The sequence below is a fragment of the Corynebacterium sp. KPL2680 genome, assembly GCF_040225675.1.
GTDB lineage: Bacteria > Actinomycetota > Actinomycetes > Mycobacteriales > Mycobacteriaceae > Corynebacterium > Corynebacterium rhinophilum.
In genome coordinates this window covers 1-21,727 of record NZ_JBEHFM010000028.1, presented here as the reverse complement: position 1 = coordinate 21,727, position 21,727 = coordinate 1, and the positions used below count along the sequence as shown (strand labels likewise).

Annotated in this window: 22 protein-coding genes; 9 read left to right on the top strand and 13 right to left on the bottom strand. The window is 58.6% G+C overall.

Features of this window, described 5'->3' with window-relative positions:
* Positions 1-115 precede the first annotated feature (115 nt).
* From ABRP66_RS10615 to gatB, 3 genes are all read right to left on the bottom strand, one after another.
* On the bottom strand, positions 116-1,546 hold the full coding sequence (locus tag ABRP66_RS10615; protein ID WP_349838661.1) for a YkvI family membrane protein: 1,431 nt from the start codon (positions 1,544-1,546) through the stop codon (positions 116-118).
* Between the two features lie 203 nt (positions 1,547-1,749).
* Complete coding sequence (locus ABRP66_RS10610) at positions 1,750-2,802, bottom strand: NAD(P)-dependent alcohol dehydrogenase (RefSeq protein ID WP_284784757.1); 1,053 nt, start codon at positions 2,800-2,802, stop codon at positions 1,750-1,752.
* A 128-nt stretch (positions 2,803-2,930) separates the two neighbouring features.
* The gene (gene gatB, locus ABRP66_RS10605) at positions 2,931-4,436 is read right to left on the bottom strand and encodes an Asp-tRNA(Asn)/Glu-tRNA(Gln) amidotransferase subunit GatB (RefSeq protein WP_349838660.1); all 1,506 of its coding nucleotides are present in this window, start codon (positions 4,434-4,436) and stop codon (positions 2,931-2,933) included.
* Positions 4,437-4,493: 57 nt separating this feature from the next.
* Here gatB and ABRP66_RS10600 point away from each other — a divergent pair, with 57 nt between their 5' ends.
* Positions 4,494-5,279 (top strand): DUF4261 domain-containing protein, encoded by a 786-nt coding sequence (locus ABRP66_RS10600; protein WP_284771548.1) that lies wholly within the window; start codon positions 4,494-4,496, stop codon positions 5,277-5,279.
* Here ABRP66_RS10600 and ABRP66_RS10595 read toward each other — a convergent pair.
* The 3 genes from ABRP66_RS10595 to ABRP66_RS10585 all read right to left on the bottom strand — a co-directional run bounded on the left by ABRP66_RS10595 (position 5,276) and on the right by ABRP66_RS10585 (position 8,745).
* Positions 5,276-6,241 carry a bile acid:sodium symporter family protein gene (locus ABRP66_RS10595; RefSeq protein ID WP_284852135.1) on the bottom strand — a complete coding sequence of 322 codons (966 nt, stop codon included), beginning with the start codon at positions 6,239-6,241 and terminating at the stop codon, positions 5,276-5,278. The two genes, ABRP66_RS10600 and ABRP66_RS10595, sit on opposite strands and share 4 nt — an antisense overlap.
* A gap of 71 nt (positions 6,242-6,312) precedes the next feature.
* Positions 6,313-7,344 carry an ATP-dependent 6-phosphofructokinase gene (locus ABRP66_RS10590; RefSeq protein WP_349838659.1) on the bottom strand — a complete coding sequence of 344 codons (1,032 nt, stop codon included), beginning with the start codon at positions 7,342-7,344 and terminating at the stop codon, positions 6,313-6,315.
* A gap of 24 nt (positions 7,345-7,368) precedes the next feature.
* Positions 7,369-8,745 carry a DHA2 family efflux MFS transporter permease subunit gene (locus tag ABRP66_RS10585; RefSeq protein ID WP_284796342.1) on the bottom strand — a complete coding sequence of 459 codons (1,377 nt, stop codon included), beginning with the start codon at positions 8,743-8,745 and terminating at the stop codon, positions 7,369-7,371.
* Positions 8,746-8,792: 47 nt separating this feature from the next.
* On the opposite strand from ABRP66_RS10585, the gene ABRP66_RS10580 reads away from it, so the two are divergent.
* Entirely contained in the window at positions 8,793-9,116 is a 324-nt protein-coding gene (locus ABRP66_RS10580; RefSeq protein WP_005282483.1) for a membrane protein, read from the top strand.
* A gap of 77 nt (positions 9,117-9,193) precedes the next feature.
* Here ABRP66_RS10580 and ABRP66_RS10575 read toward each other — a convergent pair whose 3' ends face one another.
* The 3 genes from ABRP66_RS10575 to gatC form a co-directional block, all read right to left on the bottom strand.
* On the bottom strand, positions 9,194-9,709 hold the full coding sequence (locus ABRP66_RS10575) for an META domain-containing protein (protein WP_284771546.1): 516 nt from the start codon (positions 9,707-9,709) through the stop codon (positions 9,194-9,196).
* Positions 9,710-9,813: 104 nt separating this feature from the next.
* The gene (gene gatA, locus ABRP66_RS10570; protein ID WP_349838658.1) at positions 9,814-11,301 is read right to left on the bottom strand and encodes an Asp-tRNA(Asn)/Glu-tRNA(Gln) amidotransferase subunit GatA; all 1,488 of its coding nucleotides are present in this window, start codon (positions 11,299-11,301) and stop codon (positions 9,814-9,816) included.
* The gene (gatC, locus tag ABRP66_RS10565) at positions 11,302-11,598 is read right to left on the bottom strand and encodes an Asp-tRNA(Asn)/Glu-tRNA(Gln) amidotransferase subunit GatC (RefSeq protein ID WP_005280231.1); all 297 of its coding nucleotides are present in this window, start codon (positions 11,596-11,598) and stop codon (positions 11,302-11,304) included. It abuts the gene before it with no gap.
* A gap of 199 nt (positions 11,599-11,797) precedes the next feature.
* Between gatC and ABRP66_RS10560 the strand changes: the two genes are divergently transcribed.
* Positions 11,798-12,460: an ACT domain-containing protein gene (locus ABRP66_RS10560; protein ID WP_349838657.1), complete on the top strand. Its 663-nt coding sequence runs from the start codon at positions 11,798-11,800 to the stop codon at positions 12,458-12,460.
* Positions 12,461-12,476: 16 nt separating this feature from the next.
* On the opposite strand, the gene ligA is transcribed toward ABRP66_RS10560, so the two are convergent.
* Entirely contained in the window at positions 12,477-14,546 is a 2,070-nt protein-coding gene (gene ligA / locus ABRP66_RS10555; protein WP_410764332.1) for an NAD-dependent DNA ligase LigA, read from the bottom strand.
* Positions 14,547-14,591: 45 nt separating this feature from the next.
* Between ligA and ABRP66_RS10550 the strand changes: the two genes are divergently transcribed.
* The 4 genes from ABRP66_RS10550 to ABRP66_RS10535 all read left to right on the top strand — a co-directional run bounded on the left by ABRP66_RS10550 (position 14,592) and on the right by ABRP66_RS10535 (position 17,097).
* Positions 14,592-15,263, top strand: coding sequence for a 3'-5' exonuclease (locus ABRP66_RS10550; RefSeq protein ID WP_284852210.1), 672 nt, complete (start codon positions 14,592-14,594; stop codon positions 15,261-15,263).
* A gap of 40 nt (positions 15,264-15,303) precedes the next feature.
* Entirely contained in the window at positions 15,304-15,801 is a 498-nt protein-coding gene (locus ABRP66_RS10545) for an ArsR/SmtB family transcription factor (protein WP_284852139.1), read from the top strand.
* Positions 15,801-16,721, top strand: coding sequence for a serine hydrolase domain-containing protein (locus ABRP66_RS10540; RefSeq protein WP_296089585.1), 921 nt, complete (start codon positions 15,801-15,803; stop codon positions 16,719-16,721). The genes ABRP66_RS10545 and ABRP66_RS10540 overlap by 1 nt, the downstream gene beginning before the upstream one ends.
* 85 nt (positions 16,722-16,806) lie before the next feature.
* Positions 16,807-17,097, top strand: coding sequence for a hypothetical protein (locus ABRP66_RS10535; RefSeq protein ID WP_284784731.1), 291 nt, complete (start codon positions 16,807-16,809; stop codon positions 17,095-17,097).
* On the opposite strand, the gene ABRP66_RS10530 is transcribed toward ABRP66_RS10535, so the two are convergent.
* Positions 17,094-18,011, bottom strand: coding sequence for a uroporphyrinogen decarboxylase/cobalamine-independent methonine synthase family protein (locus ABRP66_RS10530; protein WP_349838656.1), 918 nt, complete (start codon positions 18,009-18,011; stop codon positions 17,094-17,096). The genes ABRP66_RS10535 and ABRP66_RS10530 overlap by 4 nt on opposite strands.
* Positions 18,012-19,097 carry a tRNA 2-thiouridine(34) synthase MnmA gene (gene mnmA, locus ABRP66_RS10525; RefSeq protein ID WP_284643707.1) on the bottom strand — a complete coding sequence of 362 codons (1,086 nt, stop codon included), beginning with the start codon at positions 19,095-19,097 and terminating at the stop codon, positions 18,012-18,014.
* A 96-nt stretch (positions 19,098-19,193) separates the two neighbouring features.
* Here mnmA and ABRP66_RS10520 point away from each other — a divergent pair, with 96 nt between their 5' ends.
* Positions 19,194-20,030, top strand: coding sequence for a spermidine synthase (locus ABRP66_RS10520; RefSeq protein ID WP_284852141.1), 837 nt, complete (start codon positions 19,194-19,196; stop codon positions 20,028-20,030).
* Here the strand turns inward: ABRP66_RS10520 and ABRP66_RS10515 are convergent.
* Entirely contained in the window at positions 20,011-21,174 is a 1,164-nt protein-coding gene (locus tag ABRP66_RS10515) for a glycoside hydrolase family 25 protein (protein WP_349838655.1), read from the bottom strand. The genes ABRP66_RS10520 and ABRP66_RS10515 overlap by 20 nt on opposite strands.
* A 205-nt stretch (positions 21,175-21,379) precedes the next feature.
* On the opposite strand from ABRP66_RS10515, the gene ABRP66_RS10510 reads away from it, so the two are divergent.
* On the top strand, positions 21,380-21,667 hold the full coding sequence (locus tag ABRP66_RS10510) for a hypothetical protein (protein ID WP_349838654.1): 288 nt from the start codon (positions 21,380-21,382) through the stop codon (positions 21,665-21,667).
* Positions 21,668-21,727: the final 60 nt, after the last annotated feature.

Below are 21,727 nucleotides of genomic sequence, written 5' to 3'. Positions count from 1 at the left end.
ACTTCGTGCTCTCAAAGAAAACTACTCCCTACTAGTCGGTAACTGATTTCTCAGTCCAACTAATGGGGAGCAGTTCAAATTCCTGGGGAGGGAAATTTATTGTCTGAAGGAAAGATTACTTCTGGGAACTTTCCACTTCGGAAGACTCGTTGTCTTCCTCTGGGTCACCGATAGCACCGGTTTCTTCGATCCACTGTTCAATCTCTTCCGGCGAGCGGTCGTGCTCTACGCCCTCGCGTTCGATGTAGTAGGTGTGATCGTCCTGGTTTTGCTTCTCAAATTCTTCCTTATCAAAGTCCACATCGTCATCACCGTCGAGCTTTTCCGTCACCTCGGTCACGAGCTCTTCATAGAGGGACTCGCTATCCATATTGGAATCCTCGAGGTGCTGGCCAATCTCGTCGTCGTAGCGATCTGCGTCGTATTCTTTGTTCGGATTCAGCTTAAGGTGCATCAGCGAACGCACGCGCTCGCGGCGCAGCGCCTCGTCCTGAATCTTGGACTGGCTGCGGAACCACGCAAAGACCAAGACGGCCACCATCGCGATACCCATATAACCGATGACCGGGTAGACGTACTGCATCAAGGTCTTGAAACCGAAGAAGGAGACGCCGAAGCCTGCGAAACAGCCGGCGATGAAGATAACGCGGAACTTTGCCTCGTTGCCCGCGGAAAGGCGCTTACCCAATGCGTAGAACATACCAATGGCGGTATTGAAAATCATCAGGTAAATAACGATGGCCATGATCCCACCCAAGACTGGGTTGACGCTATCGACCAAGGACAGCATCGGAATATCGGAGCCCTCGATCTCCTCGGCGTTCATCAACAGCGCAAAACCTGCCAGGCCCATCATGACGGAGTAGACGATGCCACCGAAGATGCCGCCCCAGCCGGCCTCGCGCGGGCTAATATTATCGCCGCCGATGACCAGCGACATGGATACCGCCAGCATCAAAGCCAGACCGTTGTAGTTCAGCGCGGAGACCAGCCAGTTGCCAATCGGGGTATCGATTTGGCTGGAAGCTTCCATCGCCGCTCCAATATCGTCTGGCATATGGAACATGGTGTAGATGGCCACGCCAATGACGGCGATGATGATGGACGGGGTGAGCATACCGATGACCTTGGACACCTTATTGACGTCCATCATGCCGACGGCAATCACGAGCCCCAGCATCAGCGTCGAGCCGATCCAAGCCGACCAACCAAATTGCTGCTCCATATTGGAACCTGCACCGGCCAGCATCACGAAGCCGATGGCAAAGAGCGTGATGATAACGGCCACGTCCAATAGCTTGGACACGATGGGATGGGTGACTTTGCGGAAGACCGTGTTGTGCTCAGTGGCGTGGAAATAGCTGCCCAATTGCAAGAACACGGTGCCCGCCAGCGTCATAATGGCCGCTGCGACAATAATGCCGGCAATACCCCAGGAGCCGAAGGCGGTGAAATATTGCACGACCTCTTGGCCCGTAGCAAAGCCTGCGCCTACCAGCAGGCCCACGAAGGACATGGCCATGGCGAGAATATTTTTATAAGACACAGTTGCCTAACTTTTGTAGCGGATAATTTTCACACACCAGTGCGCGCGTTCCAGGCCCCCTCCTTATCCCCCGACGCGTGTGGGGGAGGCGCGGCGCAGGAGTGTGCTCCTGTGCACATGGTACGTAAGCTAATAACGAAATCCTACTTGCACGTGCGTGAAATACAATACATCATCGCTCATCGATGAAGTAGCTTACATACTTAATTCGCGAAAGTTTCCGTATCGATGACGAAACGGAACTTCACATCGCCGGCGACAACCCGCTCATAGGCTGCATCAACGTCCTCAACGCCCACCTTTTCGATGACCGCTCCAATGCCGTGTTCTGCACAAAAGTCCAGCATCTCTTGGGTTTCTGCGATGCCACCGATATTGTTTCCGGTCAACACTTTACCGCCACCAACGAGGTTGCCCATCGTGATTCCCAGCTCCTCCGGCGGCAGGCCGACCACGGACATGATTCCGCGCGGCTTCAACAGCTGCAGATAATCATTGAGGGAATAGGAGGCGGAAATGGTTGACAAAATCAGGTCAAACTCGCCTTTGTGGTTGGCAAAGAAATCGGGGTCCTCGCCCGTTGCCAGTACCCGCTTCGCGCCGAGCTCGTAGGCTTCTTGTTCCTTGCGCAGGGAGCGAGAGATGACGGTCACCTCAGCGCCCTTTGCGGCGGCAATCTGCACACCCATGTGGCCCAAACCGCCGAGGCCAACGACGGCCACCTTGTCGCCTTCCTTGACCTGCCACCGGGCCAAGGGCGAGTAGGTGGTAATTCCGGCACACAACAACGGAGCAGCAACGTCAAAGTCAAGGCCTTCTGGAATCGTCAACACGAAATTCTCATTAACCACAACCTTTTGCGCATAGCCGCCCTGGGTAATGGTTCCATCAACATCTTCAGAGTTATAGGTTCCCACCGAGCCGTTTAGGCAGTTTTGCTCTTGCCCATTGCGGCACTGCTCGCACACCCCGCAGGAATTGACCAAGCAGCCCACTCCCACGCGGTCACCCACCTTAAATTTGGTGACCTTGTCCCCCACGGCTTCCACCACGCCGGCAATCTCGTGGCCCACCGTCAGCGGGAAGTGGGCCTCTCCCCACTCATTGCGAATGGTGTGGATATCCGAGTGGCAAATGCCCGCCGCCTTGATGTCAATGACAACGTCATCTTCGCGCGGGTCGCGGCGCTCGATTTCTACGGTGCGAAATGGGGCATCCGGGCTCGTTTTTTGCAGAACTTTAGATTTAATTGGCATGTCACGTAGTCTACGCTTTACCTGCCTGACCTGCCCAAATGAAAATTATGGTCAATTTAAAAACCACGAAAGCCAGCCTCCGACCCCGCCGGATGCAGGGCCGAAGACTGGCTGGACTAGTAGGCGTTTTAGCTCAACTTTTCCGCGATCAGCTTATTAACCTGACCCGGATCCGCCTTGCCCTGCGTCGCCTTCATTACGGCGCCGACAATCGCACCGGTGACCTTCTTATTGCCGGCGCGGTACTTCTCCACGATGTCCGGGTTTGCGGCCAATGCATCATCCACAGCTTTTTCGATGGCGCCGTCATCGCGTACGACCTCGAGGCCGCGCTTGGCGACGACCTCATCAACGTCGCCCTCCCCCGCCAACACGCCATCGACGGCTTGGCGCGCCAGCTTGGTGGTGAGCTTACCCTCCTTGACCAGGGCGATGACACGGGCGATGTGGGCCGGGGTGATATCCAGCTCGGCCAGGGTTTTGTCCTGCTCATTGGCCTTACCTGCCAGGTAGGACACCCACCAGGAACGAGCCTCATCCGGCTTCGCGCCGGCTTCAACCGTTTCCACGATGAGATCCAGCGCGCCCGCGTTGACCAGGTCGCGCATCTCCTCGTCCTTAATGCCCCACTCCTCCTGGATGCGCGCACGGCGGATCCACGGCAGCTCCGGAAGGGTTGCGCGCAGCTCTTCAACCCACTCGCGCGGGGCCATAACCGGCGGCAAATCCGGGTCATTGAAGTAGCGGTAGTCCTCCGCGGTCTCCTTCGGGCGACCCTTGGAGGTAGAACCATCAGTCTCTTGGTAGTGGCGGGTCTCCTGCTCGATGCTGCCGCCATCGTCCAAGACCTGCGCCTGGCGCTGCATCTCAAAGCGCACCGCCTGTTCGACCGAGCGCATGGAGTTGATGTTTTTCGTCTCGGTACGGGTACCGAATTCTTCTTGGCCGATAGGGCGCAAGGAAAGGTTGGAGTCCACGCGCATGGAACCTTGATCCATGCGGGCATCGGACACACCCAAGGCGGCGACGAGCTCGCGCAGCGCCGAGACATAGGCCTTAGCCACTTCGGGGGCGCGCTCGCCAGCGCCGATGATGGGCTTGGTGACGATCTCAATGAGCGGAATACCCGCGCGGTTGCAGTCCACCAAGGATGCGGTGGCGCCATGAATGCGACCATCGGCGCCACCCAGGTGGGTCAGCTTGCCGGTGTCTTCTTCCATGTGGGCGCGCTCAATCTCCACACGCCATTCCGTGCCGTCTTCGAGCACAACGTCGAGGTAGCCGTCATAGGCAATCGGCTCATCGTACTGGGAGATCTGGTAGTTCTTCGGCTGGTCCGGGTAGAAATAATTCTTACGGGCAAAGCGCGAGGATTCCGCGATGGAGCAATTAAGCGCTAGGCCAATCTTGATTGCGCCTTCCACACCCTTGGAGTTAACCACTGGGAGTGCCCCGGGAAGGCCCAGCGATACCGGATCGGTATTGGAGTTAGGGGCTGCGCTGAAGTTCGTGGCAGAAGTGGAAAACATCTTGGTTTCCGTATCCAGCTCCACGTGGACTTCCATGCCCATTACCGGTTCATACTTATCGAGGACCTCGTCAAAGTCCATCAGGTCATACATCGCAGCAGTCATGCGTGCCATCTTAATACGTCCGTGCACTCTCGCGCGCTAGCCCCTAGGGTGACTGTCATGACGACTCCACATACCGTAGACAATTCGCTTGTCGATGCCCCACTGATTAACATCGCGGTCTTTTCCACCGCCCCTACTACCGATGAGATCAAAGACGCCGTCAGCGGCATCTTTTCTGCGCGCGTCGGCGAAATCACTCCCGGCAAGAACCCAGGCAGCCTTGTAGTTCCTATCGATGGCGCGTTTCTCTTGCATTACCAGACCATTGATTCTGCACCCACCCCAGATAGTTACGGCCTCCACCCCATTTTGAGCGCCGATGCCGGCGACCTCAACACTGCGGGAGCCCAGGTGCTCGTCTCGGTCCTTCCTGATAACAAGGAACACGACCTCTCCCATCAATTTCGCGAGCCGCGCCGCGAGCACCTCGAGCTGCTGTCCCAGGCGACGTCCGCCGTAGCCCAGCACCCCAATTGCCTCATCATCCACAACCCGCGCGGGAACGTCTCCATCTCCCCGGCGATGTTTAATGACGCCGTGCGCAATAACCTCGCACCCATGCACATTGCACCGGTGTGGATTACCCAATCTGGCGGCGAGCTCCGCGGCTATTCCATGGGTCTGGTCCAAGCAGGCCACCCGGAAATTCAGGCGCGCACCAGCTCGATGGATCCGACGAACCTCTATTACAAGCTGGCAAATATCGCTGACCACATCCTGCAAGGCGCCACCGTCAAAGGCGGCGATACCTTAGCCTTCGAGGAAGGCCAACCCCGGCTCACCATTACGGAAGAGCCCTGGTTCGTAGACCAAGACTTCCCCGCTGTCACCATTAATTTTTAGCTGACTGTGCCCTTGCGGGCATCGCTAAAGCGGCACAGCGCTGCCAAAATCGCGCCGGACAAGTTGTGCCACACGGAAAAGACGGCGCCGGGCAAGGCGGCCAGTGGGCTCATGTAGGAAGAGGCAAGGCTGGTAGCTAGCCCGGAATTTTGCATTCCCACCTCCACGGCCATGGTGCGGCGCACCGGAACCGGCTGGCGGGTAAAAAGGCCCGCGAGATAGCCCAGCCCATAGCCGCACGCATTGTGAATAACCACGGCGGCAAAGACCAGCGCACCGGCGGTGGCGATATTGTCATGCGCGCCGCCAACAACAATGCACACAATCAAGGCAATCGCGGTAACGGAGATCCACGGCAATGCCGCCTGAATCTTCGCCACGAGCCGGGGAAGCAGCATGCCGATGATAATGCCCGCGACGACCGGGACGAGCACCACCTTCACGATGGACCACGCCATCGATGCCGCGGAGACCGGCATGTATTCGCCCGCCAACCACAAGGTCAATAGCGGGGTGAGGATGGGCGCCAAAAGCGTAGAGATAGAGGTCATGGTCACTGAAAGCGCGACATCGCCGCGCGCTAAGTAGGACACCACGTTAGAGCTCGTGCCACCCGGGGCGCAGCCGACCAAAATCACGCCGGCCGCAACCGCCTCTGGCAGATCCATTACTGCCACCACGGCGAGCGCGATAAGCGGCATAATGACGAACTGCGCCACCACGCCGAGCACCACCGGGAGCGGCCGTCGCGCCACGAGTGCAAAATCTACGGGCTTGAGGGTAAGCCCCATGCCGAACATGACGATGCCCAGCAACGGCGTTACCTGCGGGGCAAAGGATGCCGCGGTGTCCGGGGCGATATAGCCAATAATGCCGCCGATGATTACGAGTATGGGAAAACCCAGCGCCGCGATGAGCGCTTGCCGTTCTTCCTGTTTTTCTGTAGCGCTATCGGTACTCATAGACAAAAGAGTACCCTCCCACCATGTGAGAGGGCGATCTTAATATTCGAGACGGCGGGGCTAAAAAGGCTTTAGCCGAAGAGCGCCTGCGCATTGCGGTAGCGGGCATCGGGCACCGTCTTCAACGTGCCCACGGCCTCTTCCAAAGGCACCAGTTCGATATCTTCGCCGTGCAGGGCAACACACATTCCTGAATCCCCGTTGTGCGCCGCGCGGGCGGCGTGCACGCCGTAGCGGGTCGCCAGAACGCGGTCATACGCGGTGGGCGTGCCGCCGCGCTGAATATGCCCCAAGACGGTGGTGCGCACGTCGTATCCGGTGCGCTTATTGATTTCATCACCAATGACCTGGCCAATTCCGTTGAAGGTTTGGTGGCCAAATTGGTCGACGCCGCCGGCTTCAAATTCCATGGTGCCCTCCTTCGGCAGGGCTCCTTCAGCCACGCAGATGATGCCGTACTTCTCGCCCATCTGGAAGCGGCGTTCCATCGCCTTGGTAATTTCCGCGATATCAAAGGGCTCTTCCGGGATCACGGTGTAGTGTGCGCCGCCGGCCATGCCGGCATGCAGAGCAATCCAGCCTACGTGGCGGCCCATGACCTCCACGATGAGGATGCGATTGTGGGACTCCGCCGTCGTGTGCAGGCGGTCGATCGCATCAGTTGCCACCGATACCGCGGTATCAAAGCCGAAGGTATAGTCCGTGGCGTTGACGTCATTGTCAATGGTCTTCGGCACGCCCACGACGGGGATGCCATTATCGTTAAGCCACTTAGCGCCCTTGAGCGTGCCTTCGCCGCCGATGGCAACGAGGGCATCGACTTCGGCCTCGCGCATATTCGTCTTGATCTGCTCCAAGCCGGCCTTGAATTTATCGGGGTGCAACCGGCCGGTGCCCAAGATGGTACCGCCGCGCAGAAGAATCCGGTCGATGCTGGCATCGTCGTAGAGATCGCACCGACGGTCTTCTAAAAGGCCAACCCACCCGTCTTCGTAGCCCACGACGGTATCGCCAAATTCGTTGGATGCGGTTCGCACAACCGCACGGATTACAGCATTCAGGCCGGGGCAATCGCCACCGGAAGTCAGTACAGCTAGACGCATGATCCCCAATTTAGCGCAGGATTTTTATCCATGCAGCGTGTCCACGTAGCGCAGCGAGGAGATAAGCCCCACCACCAGCGCGATAACAATCACGAGAATCGAATTGATGATCGCTGTGGTCGGATTACCCGTTTGCATGACGGCGGAGACTAAAGCCACGCCTACCACAGATCCCACCTGGCGGGAGGTGTTATACGCCCCCGACGCTGCGCCCATGTGATGAGGTGAAATATCGCGCAGCGTCGTTGCCGCGTTGGAGCCCCAGATAAAGGACTGGCCAATTCCTAGGGCGGCGATGGGCAATGCCAGCCACCACGGATTGGCATCGGCATGCATGACCCACCAGGCCAAACACAGCGAGGCGATCATGAGGCTAAATCCCACCAGCCCCATCAAGCGCGGATTCACCGCGTCCGTAAGGATGCCCGCGATGGGTGACATCAGCATCGAGACCAGCGCCATGGGAGCCACGATGATGCCGGCTTCCCCGGCGGATAGCCCCTTGACCGATTGCAGCCACAACATCACCGGCAACATGACCGAAGCCGCCATAAAGCCCATGGTCAAAATACCTACGGAGCCGGCCGCATAGTTGCGGTTGTGGAAGAGCTCCACCGGAAAGAGCGGCGTGGAGCCGCGATCCTGCGCACTAGCCTGCAGGCGCACGAACGCGATGCTTGCAACTATGCCGATGGCAAGCACCACCAGCACCCGCCAATCCCAGTCCAGCTCTGGGCCTTGTTGGATGCCAAAGACAATCGAGCCAAGCGCAATGAGCGAGACTATGGCCGAAGGTTTATCGATGTCCTGGGCCGTCGTCGGCAGCTTCGGTATCCACAGCAGGGCCAGCACAATGGCGGCGATAACAAATGGAATATGCACCCAAAAGGCCGCCTGCCAGCCAAAAGAAGCCACGAGGAACCCGCCGACTAGCGGCCCGGCCAATGACGCCACCGAGCCGATAATCCCCCACACCCCGAGCGCACGCCCGCGCCGCTCGCGGGCGAATACCCGGTTAATAACGGACATCGTCTGTGGCATCTCCAAGGATGCGCCCAGGCCCTGCACGATGCGTGCCACGATGAGCACTTCTATCGACGGCGCCAGCGCACACGCTGCTGCGCCGATCCCAAATAGCGCCACCCCGATACAAAACAGGGCGCGCTGGCCTAGGACATCACCAAGCCGCCCCGTAAAAAGTAGCGGCACCACCACGGCAAGCAAAAAGGCGGCCGAGACCCACATGATTTCATTGACCGTGGCGCCCAAATCCGTCTGAATATCCGGCAGGGCGATGGCCACCATCGACTGGTCCAACAGGGATACAAAGAAACCGAGGGATAGGGCGAACATGGCGAGCCATGCCTGGCGCTCCGATGGCAGGTTAGTCTCCACAGTCATGGCAGGAATTCTAGCGGGGCACACAAATCAGGCCTAGACTGGCCACCATGTCCATGATTGATATCAAAAAGCCACAAGACGTATCCACCGCCACCACCGTTACCCTCGGCCTTATCGGTGGTTGGGTCACCGCCCGCGAGACCGGCATTCGCCCTCTCGGCGGCGTCATCCTCGGCGCAGCGGGCCTGTGGGCCGGCCGTTCCTGGGCCAAGAAAACCAATCCAGCCACGACCGCGGGCCTATCCGCCCTGTATGTCGGCGCGTTCGGTGCCTCCCACCCATTGGCCAAGAAGATTGGCTCCTGGCCAGCAGTCCTCGCCGTAACGGCCGCCTCTGCCGGAGCTGCCTACGCGCTTTCCGATGCCAAGTAGCCCACCCCGCCACATAAACAACAGCACCATGGTCCCCCACTAAGGAGGATCATGGTGCTGAGTGGTTTTGTGAGTATTTACTCAACAACGTTGAAGACAACGGCGTTGTCCTCAGTGCCCAGTGCAGCCTGGCCGTCAGGCAGAGCATAGAAGGAAGGCTCGGACTCGAGAACGTCACGCAGGGAATCAGAAAGTGCCTGGGTGTGGTCATCGCACGCCGCCAAGGTGGAGGCGAAGTCACCTACGTGGATGGTGCCATCCTTATCCACATCGTAGGAGGTGGTGTAGGTATTGCAGCCATCATCGAGAACCAAGGACTGGTCCTTGTCGAACTGCACGGTGAACTTGCCGTCTTCCTTGACGGAGTGCAGCTCACCGGTGATGGTCTGGCCCTCAATATTCGGCACCAGCTTGTCAGCATCTGCCGGCAGGGATTCCACCAAGTCGCTCTTGGCGGTGGTGTCTGCTACCTCGGTACCGGACTCAGCCGGTGCGGGGTTTGCTGCGGGTTCCTCAGCGTTTGCGACGCCCATGGTCATGAGCGCAGCTGCGGAGACGGACATGGTCGCGGTTGCAATCTTTTTCAAAGTCATACCCAATAATTTACCCCTGCCGGATAGACATCCAACAGGGGTGTAAACGAATCGTTATCTAATCCGCAGCCATTTCACAGTGACAACGATTTTAGAAAGCGTGGCTATTTTTGGCGCTTGGCTTCATAGGCTGCGCCCACCTTGTACAGGCGGTCATCCTGGAAAGCCGGTGCCATGATCTGCAAACCGGTAGGCAGGTTAGTATCTGCAGCCAGGCCGGAAGGCACGGACATGCCGCACAGGCCGGCGAGGTTTAGCGGCAAGGTGCACAGGTCGAAGTTGTACATGGCCATGGGGTCTTCGGCCTTCTCCCCCAGCTTAAACGCAGTGGTCGGGGTGGTTGGCGAAACCAGCACGTCAGCCTGCTCAAAGGCGCGGGCAAAGTCCTGGGCGACCAGGGTGCGCACGCGCTGCGCCTGCAGGTAGTAGGCATCGTAATAGCCCACGGACAGCGCATACGTGCCCAGCATGATGCGGCGCTTGACCTCGGGTCCGAATCCCTCTGCGCGGGACTGGGACATGACCTGCTCCGCAGAGTGAGAGCCGTCATCGCCAGCGCGCAGGCCATAGCGCATGCCATCAAAGCGGGCCAGGTTGGAAGAGACCTCACACGGCATGATCAGGTAGTAGGCGGCCAATGCCTCATCGAAGTGCGGGCAGTCCACCTCGACGATTTCCGCGCCCTGCTCGCGCAGCTGTTCCACGGCGGCGTGGTAGTTCTCCATCACGCCGTCCTGCCAACCATCGCGCTCGAATTGCTTGATAAGGCCTACCTTAACGCCACTCAGATCGCCATTTGCGCCTTCGCGGGCGGCCTCCACCACGGGGGCAACAGGCTTGTCCACAGACGTGGCGTCGAAGGCATCGTGGCCAGCAATAACCTTGTGCAGGAGTGCGGTATCCAGGACGGTACGACCACAGGGACCCGCCTGGTCCAGCGAGGAGGCGGCCGCGATCAGGCCGTAGCGAGACACCGTGCCGTAGGTAGGCTTCACGCCAACGGTATTGGTCAGTGCCGCAGGCTGGCGGATGGAACCGCCGGTATCGGTACCAATGCCCAGTGGAGCCTGCCCCGAAGCAAGTGCTGCTGCCGTGCCGCCGCCGGAGCCACCCGGGGTGCGCTCGGTGTCATACGGGTTGTGTACTGGGCCAAAGGCGGAATTCTCATTGGACGAACCCATGGCAAACTCGTCCAGGTTCGTCTTACCCAAGATCGGGATACCGGCCTCGCGCAGACGCTTGGTCACCGTGGCGTCGTAGGGAGACATGTAGCCTTCGAGCATCTTGGATGCGGCGGTGGTGGGGGCATCGGTAGTAACCAGCAGGTCTTTCAAGGCCAGCGGCACACCGGCCAATGCCGATGCAGGCTTTTCGCCGGCGTCGAGGGCCTTATCCACGGCATCGGCAGCCGCCAGTGCTTCCTCCTGCCCCACGTGCAGGAAGGAGTTAAGTTCGGGATTGGTTTCCGCGATGCGATCCAAAAAGGCCTGGGTAACCTCGCGGGAGGTCACCTCGCGCGAGTGAATCTTTTCCGCCAGCTCGGCGGCGGTCAAAGAGGTCAGTCCCTCCGCAGGTACGACAACGTTGGTCATTTACTCTCCTCCCAAAATCTGTGGCACGACGAATCGCTCATCTTCCACGGCCGGCGCCTGATCCAAGGCCTGCTCGGCGGTAAGGGTGCGCACGATGACGTCTTCGCGCATCGGTGCATCCACGGAGTGCGGGTGGCTCATCGGTTCCACGCCTTCAGTGTCCACATTCCTTACTGCGGAAACGGAATCAACAATTTCATCAATCTGGCTTGCGAATTGGGCTAGCTCTTCATCGCTTAATGCCAGGCGGGAAAGCTTGGCAAGGTGGGCTACCTCATCACGCGAAATCTCAGACACGCGAACTCCATCCTTTTTCCATAATCGACGCGCAGGTAAAAATTATTTTCCCGCGCGTACTATGTAAATTGCTAAGGCTCCATAATACTGCACCAACCCGCGCAGTTGCCGAGTCACCCCGAATTATTGCCCCTTGAACGCCGCACTGTGACCCAGGTATCGTAAATGGGACTACAAGCTACTGAAAGCGTGCGACTTAATGTCTTACCTAATCCGTGTCCTGCTTCCCGATACCCCTGGTAGTTTGGGCCAGCTTTCGGAGGCCTTCGGGCTGGTTGACGGAAATATCCAATCGGTTGACATCGTAGAAACCTTCCCGGATGGCACCGTCATGGATGACATTGTCATTGAGCTTCCCGCAGACGCGATGGCTGATGCACTCATCACCGCCGCCTCCTCCGTCCATGGCGTGGAAATAGATTCGATTCGGCCCTTCAGCGGCCGCGTGGACCGGCGCGGGCAGATCGAGTTATTAGCGCGCGTGGCCGCCAATGCCTCAAACGTCACGGCAGCAATGGAGGAAGTCGTCGCGGCCATTCCAAAGGCAGCGACCTCCACGTGGGCCATCGTCATTGACAATAATGAGCCGATTCACCGCGTCGCTTCCTCAAACGCAGCCCCTGCCGATGACGATACGATTCCGGTCGACCTCGACATCGACAGCGCACGCACCTTGCACCCCGATAAGGACGAGTGGGTGCCAGAAAGCTGGGCACTGCTCGATTCCGCCCTGGCGGCCGCTCCCCTGGGAGATACCGGGATGGTCATCGCCATGGGCCGCACCGGCGGTCCAGAATACTTAGCCTCTGAGGTCGAGCACCTCGGCCACATCGGCACGATTTTGGGTGCCTTCCTCAAATAAGCCCGGCGCGGAGAGTCTACACTTCCCCGGTGTTTAAGAGCGTGTGGAACTGCTCTTCGTTCAAGATAGGCACCCCGAGATCGCGGGCCTTATCCTCCTTGGAGCCGGCATTGGCCCCGGCGACGAGGTAGGAGGTTTTCTTCGATACGGACCCCGTTGCCTTTCCGCCGCGGCTGATGATGGCTTCCTTGGCGGAATCGCGTGTGAAGTCTTCGAGGCTGCCGGTGACAACGATGGTTAGCCCCTCTAGGGTCTGTTCCTTCCTGTCCTCGGCGGCTACCTCCATGGCTAGGCCGGCTTCTGCCCATTTCTCGACGATGGTGCGGTGCCAGTCCACCTCGAACCAGGCGTGGAAGGACTCAGCGATGACTGCGCCCACGCCGTCTACCTCTGCAAGGTCCTCGGTCTTAGCGGCACGCAGCTTCTCCATGGAGCCGTAGCGCGCTGCCAAGGCGCGGGCGGCAATAGGGCCGACGTGGCGAATAGAAAGTGAGACCAGCACCCGCCAGAAGTCGCGGTCTTTAACCTCTTCTAAGTTCTGGAGCAGGTTCTTGCCCGCGGTATTGACCTTGGCGTTGCCCTCTTTTTTGCTGCGCTTATCCTTCGTATCGCGCTTGGCCGTATAGACATCGGAAGCAAGCAGCTTTTCTTCCGTTAGCTCAAAGAGCTCGGATTCATCGGTGAGGATACCGTTTTCGATGAGGTCCATGGCCCCCTTCTCTCCCAGTGCCTCGATATCGAGGCCCTTGCGGGAGGCGAGGTATTCCAGTCGCGCGGAGAGCTGGGCTGGACAAGATTGAGTATTGGGGCATCGCCAATCAGCATCGCCATCCTTTTGCGGGGCGAGCGTCGTGCCGCAGGCTGGGCACTGCGTGGGGAAGCTCCATTCATATTCGCTGCCATCGCGCTGTTCGCGCACGGGGCCTAGTACCTCTGGAATGATTTCGCCGGCCTTGCGAATAATAATGGTATCTCCGATGAGCACGCCCTTGCGCTTGACCTCGGACTGGTTGTGCAGGGTGGCCATGGATACCGTGGAGCCGGAGACAAAGACCGGTTCCATGATGGCAAAGGGGGTAACGCGCCCCGTACGCCCGACGCCGACCTCGATGTTTTTCAGCTTCGTCGTGACCTCTTCCGGCGGGTACTTATAGGCAATGGCCCAGCGCGGTGCGCGGGAGGTCGCCCCGAGCTGGCGCTGTGAGCCCAAATCGTCGACCTTGACCACGAGCCCATCCATTTCAAAAATCGCATCGTGGCGGTGTTCGGCCCAGTAAGATACTTCCTCTTGTACTTCGGCGGCGGAGTGCACCTGCTTGGTATAGGGAGATACGGGCAGCCCCCATGCGGCGATCGCCTTATAGGCATCGTGCTGGGAGGAGGGGGAAAATCCCTCGCGCGCGCCTAGGCCATGGCAAACCATGCGCAGGCGGCGCTTTTTCACCTCGGCGGGATCCTTCATGCGCAGTCCGCCGGCCGCAGCGTTGCGGGGATTGGCAAACCGAGCCTTGCCGTCCGCCGCGCGCTCCTCATTGATTTCTTCGAAATCTTCGGGGCGCATATAGACTTCACCGCGGATTTCAATGAGTTCCGGAACTGGGTACTCTTCGGTGCCCGTAAGCTCGTGCGGGATATCAGAAATTACCCGCGCATTGGCGGTAATCTCCTCGCCCACGGTGCCATCACCACGGGTGGCAGCGGTATCCAAACGCCCATTGCGGTAAACCAAGTCGATAGAGAGGCCATCGATCTTCAGCTCCGTTAGGTAGGTCTTGGCGGGCGTCCTATCCAACCAGTCCTGCATCTCACCGGCGCTAAAGACATTGTCTAGGCTCATCATGCGCTCGAGGTGCTCAATATCCTCACCGGCGTTCGGCGCGGCGCCTACCTGCTGGGTAGGCGAATCCGGAACCGCCAGCTCCGGGTGCTGCTTTTCTAGGTCCACCAGGCGCTGGAAAAGCGCATCAAAGTCGGCATCGGGAATCGCGGGTTCACCGTTGTAATACAGGTTGCGGTGGCGGCGCACTTCTTGCGCCAAGTCGTTCCATTCACGTTGCACATCAGCTGGATTAGTCACGGTATCCAAGTCTAGCGATCCCCCATGTCTGGGCTAGCTACTAAGGTATGGACCATGAACTTCGACGCCTCCCGCATGCTCGCCTTCGACCTTGAGACCACCTCCGCCAACCCCAAAGACGCTCGTATCGTTACCTCTGCCCTGGTCCGCATTGACGGCCGCGATGTCCAGAAGGTGGAGCACCTTGCAGATCCCGGCATCGAGATCCCCCAAGCCGCAACCGACGTGCATGGGATTACAACGGAAAAGGCCCAGGCTGAAGGCCGCCCGCACGAGGAGGTCCTCAAAGACACGGTTAATGCCATCAAGTCCGCGTGGGACGACGGCCTGACGCTCATCGTCTATAACGCGGCCTTCGACCTTACCGTCCTGCGCAGCCTTACCGGCGATTTCACGGTCACCGGCCCGGTCTTTGACCCGTACGTCATTGATCGCGTGAGCGATAAGTGGCGCAAGGGCAAGCGCACCCTTGGCGCGGTGTGTGAGCACTACGGCGTGGAATTGAGCAATGCGCACGAGGCCACTGCCGATGCCCTCGCTGCCGCCCGCGTGGCCTGGAAGCAGGTTCGCCAGCATTACCCCAACCTCGCGCAGATGGACGAAAACGAGCTCATGGAGTTCCAGGCGGTCAAGTGGTACGAGGACCGCGTCGCCTTCAAGAAGTACTTAGAAGGCAAGGGCCGCGATGCCTCCGATGTCTCGACGGCGTGGCCGCTAATTTCCTAATTCCCTTGCCATATTTCTAGAGTTTTGGAATTCTAGAAATATGGATTCTTTAGAATCGCGCATTGCCCACCTTGAGGCTCGCGTCACCAAACTCGAAAACCCCGCCCCTGACCCCATCGAATCATCCGCAAGCGAGTCCACCATGTGGCTTGCGGATGCGCTTGAACCTTCTGACCAGCTTCCTGAGGGGTCCGTCATTTTTGGCGGTAACATCACCACCGGCCTAGGCTCCTATGTCTACCAATGGCAACGCCCAACAGACACAGTGACCGCTGGAGACTGGTCCGATAATCTCGAGCGCCTCGCCGCATTGGCACACCCCGTGCGCGGTGAAATCCTGCGCCGCCTCCTTAGCTCACCAGCCACCGCCACAGAACTGGTGGAAGAGGAAATCGTCACCTCCACCGGCACCGCCTACCACCACCTCAGTGCGCTTACTAATGGTGGCTGGACCACCAAGACAAACGGGGAATACTCAATCCGAGCGGCCCGCGTCATCCCCCTGCTCACAATCATTACCGCAAGCGAGGATCACTAATGCGAAAGCGAAAAATGGCGCTAGCCATCACCGCCACCATCATGACAGCGGCCCTCTTACTCTTGATTGGGCCGCGGCGGATCGCTGTGGCCACCACTGAAACAGGCGACGCCACTCTATCCGCCACACTGCGCAATCACACCGAACCGGGTTTCAATAATCTCATCGCCTTCACGCTGCACGAAGGGAAAGCCACCTTCGCGGGACTTGGCTCAGATGAACACACCGAGGTAGAAATCGGTTCGGTAACCAAGATGTTCACCGGAGAATTAGCTCATCAGCTTGTGGAAGAAGGAAAGATAAGCCTTGATACTATCGTGGGCGATGTACTGGATGTTGGCCAAGCACCCATTTCCGAGGTCACGGTACAAGAGTTGCTCAACCACACCTCGGGATTGCCCCGGCTAGCACAAGGGAATATTTTCGCTGATGCAATCACGGCGGTCACTGGTGCTAATCCCTACGCAGGTGAGACCACCCAAGATATCCTCGATGCCGCCACCGAAGCGGATCTTAAAGATCGTGGAACAGAGACTTATTCCAATATGGGATATGGACTACTCGGCCACCTCCTGGAAACGGCTGCCGATTCAGCCTATGAAGACCTGCTTCAGGAGAGAATCTTTCAACCTGCCGGAATGACGGAGACCTACCTCATGACCCCAGGATCTGTCCCCGATGATGCCCCACGGGGCCTTACTGCCACCGGCCGGGAGGCCGATCCATGGGAGATGGAAGGCAGCAATGCCGCAGCGGGCGCAATACGATCGACTGCACATGACATGGCAGCTTTCGCTGAGTGGATTATGGATAACGGCGATATGGCCTATGGCTGGCAAAAGCGAAGACAACCAAAGCTTCTGGCACGACGGCGGAACGGGTGGCTACTCCACAATGCTCATCATAGATCCGGAAAATAAGCGCGCAGCCTTCGCCAATAATGACACTCCGATGTGGACTAGTGACCTCGCCCAAGCGCTATTCGATGAGATTTAAGGAATTCCAATGATTACCACCCTAATCCTTGCCGCCATCACCGCATCCGAAGTCTGGGGCACGTGGAAAGCGCTCAAAAAACCATCTTCCCCGGGGATGCTTATCGCGTCAGCGATTATCAGCATCGTCATAATCGCCTTCATTGGTAACGCAGTTCCGTGGTACAGGGAAGTCAACTACGGATGGTGGTACGCTCTCGTAACCGCTTGTTCCCTACACATGGGCGCCGTCGCCTGGCGTATTTACACAGATCACAGTGAAAAGTCTCCGAAGACAGATAGCCTCGTGCGCGCCGCTTAAAGGTCGCCCGCATCGCGGGTGAGGATCGCGGCAGTCTCGGTTACAGAGCGCAATGAGCTTGCCGATGCCCCAGCCGGAAACACATCAAAGTGATCCACGAGCAACTCACGCGGCATGCCAATGCGGTCCAGGTGGCGGGCAAGTGAAATCGCCTCGGCCCGCGCGTCTTTGCCGGAAAGTGCGACACCGACCCGGCGGCCTTCGGACAGGTGCTCGCCCATCCCATCGAAATGCTCCGGGGTAGAAAGGCGGTCGCGGTAGCGCGCATCAACGAGGAATGTTGTCGCGGCCCCAGCCACCGACCACAGCGGCGGACAATAAAGATAATCCGCCTCAAAGCGCAGGAGGGTCTCGAGTGCCACCTCGTCAGGGACGGCGGGTATCGAATCAAAGTCGGTGGTTCCTGGAATGCGGCCAGCGATGACATCGGCAAGCAGCGGTTCATCCAGTTGCACCACGACCTCGCCGTGGAAGCGGCGTGCGACGTCAGTAGCGTGGGCGCGGATGCCGTGCAACAGGGCATCGGAAAGCTCTGCAAAGGCACCGGAATCGGTGAGGACGCGGTGGCCATCGGCAAGCTCAATGCTGGCCGCCAGCGACCAGGGGCCGAGAGCCTGAATTTTGATGCGAGGCACGGTCTCTCCCCACACCTGCTGCACCTCATCGAGGTCGCGCTCGAGGCGGTCCCACGCGCGGCGAGTAAGCAGCTGGGGACGGGCCGTCATGCGCCACGAACGGGGGCCGCGATCGATAGTGATGGCCTCGAGCATGCTTGCGGTACGCCCCACCGAATCGGAGCCCAGCCCGCGTTCCGGTAGCTGCGGGATGGCGGGAAGCTCAGTCTCGCCCATAATGATGTCCGCTGCCTCCGCCATAGAGGTGCCGGGCATGGGCCCGAGTGCGAATCCGGTCATTTATACGGTCTCGCAGATGGTGCCGGAACCGATGACGATATCGCCCAAGTCATCTGGGGAAGGCAAGTACAGCACCGCAGCCTGTCCACGGGCAACGCCAGACAGTGGCTCCTTGAGCTCCAATCGCATCGAATCAGCGGCGCGGTCCACGTGGGCAATGCACGGCACTACGGAACCGTGCGCACGAACCTGCACCTCGCACTCAAAGTCGCCGTCCATGCCAGGGTGCAGGTACTTGAGGCGGTCGGCCCGGATGGCGGTAACCGCCAAGTCCTCGCGCGCGCCGACGGTTACCGTGCCCGTTGCGGCGTCGATATCGGTGACGTAGCGCGGGCGGCCATCGGCAGCCGGGGCCTTGATGTCCAGGCCCTTGCGCTGGCCGATGGTGTAGTTCCACGCACCATCATGTTCCTTAAGCTCCGTTCCCTCTTGGTCCACGATCATGCCGGGGCGAAGGCCGATCCGCGATCCAAGGAACTGCTGGGTATTTCCGTCTGGAATGAAGCAGATGTCATAAGAATCCGGCTTCTTCGCTGTGGAAAAACCGTGTGCCGCAGCCTCTTCGCGGATTTGCGGCTTGGGGGTATCACCGATGGGGAAAAAGCAGTGCTCCAGCTCCTCAGCGGAAATAACGCCGAGCACATAAGACTGGTCTTTATTCTCATCCTTGGAGCGGCGCATGTAGCCATCATCATCAAGGGTGGCGTAGTGGCCGGTCGCAACGGCATCAAAGCCTAGGGCCATGCCCTTTTGCAGCAGCGCGCGGAACTTAATCTTCTCATTGCAGCGCAGGCAGGGATTCGGGGTTTCACCGCGGGCATAGGAATCCACGAAGTCCGTGATGACCTCTTCCTTGAATTCCTCCGAAAAGTCCCATACATAGAACGGAATGCCCAACTTATCGCAAATGCGGCGGGCATCGGCGGAATCCTCCAACGAACAGCAGCCGCGGGCCTTTTCGCGCGTTTGCTGCGCGTCCTTATGCAGGGCCAGGTGCACGCCGACGACATCGTGGCCAGCCTCCACCGCACGGGCGGCGGCGACAGATGAGTCCACGCCGCCAGACATTGCTACCAATACTCGCATTGCATTCCCCTTTAAATACCTCGACTACAGGCCCGAAAGTGTACTCCCTTGCCCCAACGCAGCTTAAATCGATTCCATTCCCTAAGCTTGAATCCCATGGGTAGAAAGCGAGCTGCGAACAGGTCAGGCATCACCGGGACCTACGAGATATCCACCGGCACCGCCGAGGTTGTGCCGGATGAATTCCGCGACGGAGCCTATATCCTTAACGTCAATGGCGTTCCTAGCAGCCATATCGTGCTGGGCGAGCCGCAGGAACTCGACTTTGAGTACATGCGCTGGATCGCAGCGGCGGTGGAATACCTTAATACGGTCTCGCCCAATAAACTGCGTGTTACCCACCTCGGCGGGGCGGGTTGCTCACTCCCGCGCTACTTCGCCGACCTGTGGCCGAACAGCCGCCATACGGTGGTCGAGCTCGATGCCAAACTGGGAGAATTGGTCCGCGAGCTTTTCGATGTCCCCCGTTCCCCCACCGTCAAGATCCGCCCCGGCGATGCCCGAAAAGAAACCGAAGGTTTTCTTCCCGCCAGCCGCGATATCATTATTCGCGATGTCTTCGCTGGGGATAAAACCCCGAAAGACCTAACCACTGTGGAGTTTTTCCAAGCGGCTAAATCATCCCTGTCTGCCGGCGGCCTTTATGTGGCCAACTGCGGCGATCACTCGGACCTCCAGTTGGCGAAGAAAGAATTGGCCGGGCTTTCTGAGGTTTTCGATCACCTCGCCGTCATCGCCGACCCGCCCATGCTCAAAGGGCGCCGGTATGGAAACATCATCTTGCTGGCCTCAGATACAGAACTGCCAGCTGAGGGTTCGGTACAAGCCGCTCAGCTGGCAAAGGCACTCTTAGGTGGGGCCGTCCCAGCTCACTTCAAGGATGAAAGCTGGACCCGAAAATTCCTTGCGGGAGCTACTTCAGCACACGATTGAGCAGCTCGGCCACCTGATTAGCATCGAAGTCGGGGACATCGGCACCGGCCTTCTTCGCGGCATCCTTAGCTTCTTCTACCTGAGCTCCAGAGACCTCGCCTTTGTCGACGCCATTGACATGGCCAGCGTTTTCTAGCAGCATCGCCAAGTCGCCCACGGTGAAGTCACCAACCGCCATCTTGCCAAGTTGCTTCAGAGGTAAAGCGTTTTCCTCTTCCAAGGCCTCCACAAAGGCCGCCACGCCCTCAGCAGCCTGGGCATCGAGGCCGGCGTCTTTGGCGGCATCGGCAAGCTGGGGCATTGCAATGAGGCCAGCCGCAAGGGCGAAGATTGCACCAATCACCGGCGTGCTATCGGAGCTAAGGTCCACACCATCGTCGAGGACGAGGCTATCGAGCGCGCCGCCGATATCGACGTAATTGCCGCCGCTAAAAGACTCTAGCTGCTGCTTCGAGCCATTAAAGAGGTTCAAGTCCACATCGGTAGGAATACCAGCGACCTTGCCCGATCCAGAGCGCTGCCAGAAGGACAGGTTCTTCCACCCACCCACTGGATCCGGGGCTTCATCCTGGTATGCCGCCAACCACAGTGGCATATTGGAGAACTTCTGGGAGTTATTCATCTCGCCCATCCAGAAGTACTTGTAGGTATAAATCATTGGGGTGCGGTTGGTCAGGCGCTTGAGTTCGGAGGTAAATTCCTCGATCCAGCTCTCCAACTGGGAGGCCGACTTGCCCTCGGAGACCTCGATATCAAGCACCGGCGGCAACGTCTGATTCGGCGCCAACGCAATCTGCGCCGCAAAGTTGGCCGCCTGCGTCTTCGCATCGCCAGCTGGGCGCGCATAGTGGTATGCGCCACTCTTCAGGCCGTGCGCATTGGCCGCCTGAATATCTTTAACGTAGTGCGGGTTAATCCAGTCCCCACCCTCAGTGGCCTTAACAAAGGCGAAGGACTGGCCGTCAGATTTCACCTTATTCCAGTCAATAGGCATGCCACCGGGGTGCTGGTGGGCAGCAATATCGATGCCTTTCGGTGCGCTGTTTCCCAATGCTGCCTGCGCGGCAGCGGTCCCGCTCACCGTGACTGCAACTGCAGCGATAACCGCGATGATGCTCTTGCGGAGTGCCCTCATAGTTGTCATGCGCGAGAGTCTAACAATCATTCACACTAACCACATTTGCAACACGCGTACCTCGCGTGGGAATTTTTCACTCCCCTATCCAGTTTTGCGGAAATGTACCATTTAGAACACATATTCGCTTTTCGGCTTGCGGGAGTCAAACGGATAACTTATGGTAAACCTATGAACATTAGACACTTAGTGCGAAACTCGGGGGATAATCGCCATGGAACCCTACTACCTCATCACTGATCCACACGATGAAATAGCAGTTAGTGCCACGTGTAATAGAGAATCCGACTACCTACTCTGGAAGGAAATTCGACCAGGTTTAGAAACTGATTTCGATATTGCCTGTCATACGCTGGCAGGTCGCACCGGCTTAAGCGAACGGCGCACGAGGGATATCACCATGGCGCTACACCGCTTAGAGGAATTGCCACGCACAAAACTGCTGCAGGAAACCTACTACTTCCTCGACTTCTCTCGGCTTATCAGGGTCAAGTCCGTTTGAGTGGTGTTTCTACCTTTCGATAGAGCATGCAGTGTGATGGTGTCAGGGGCCAGCACGTGC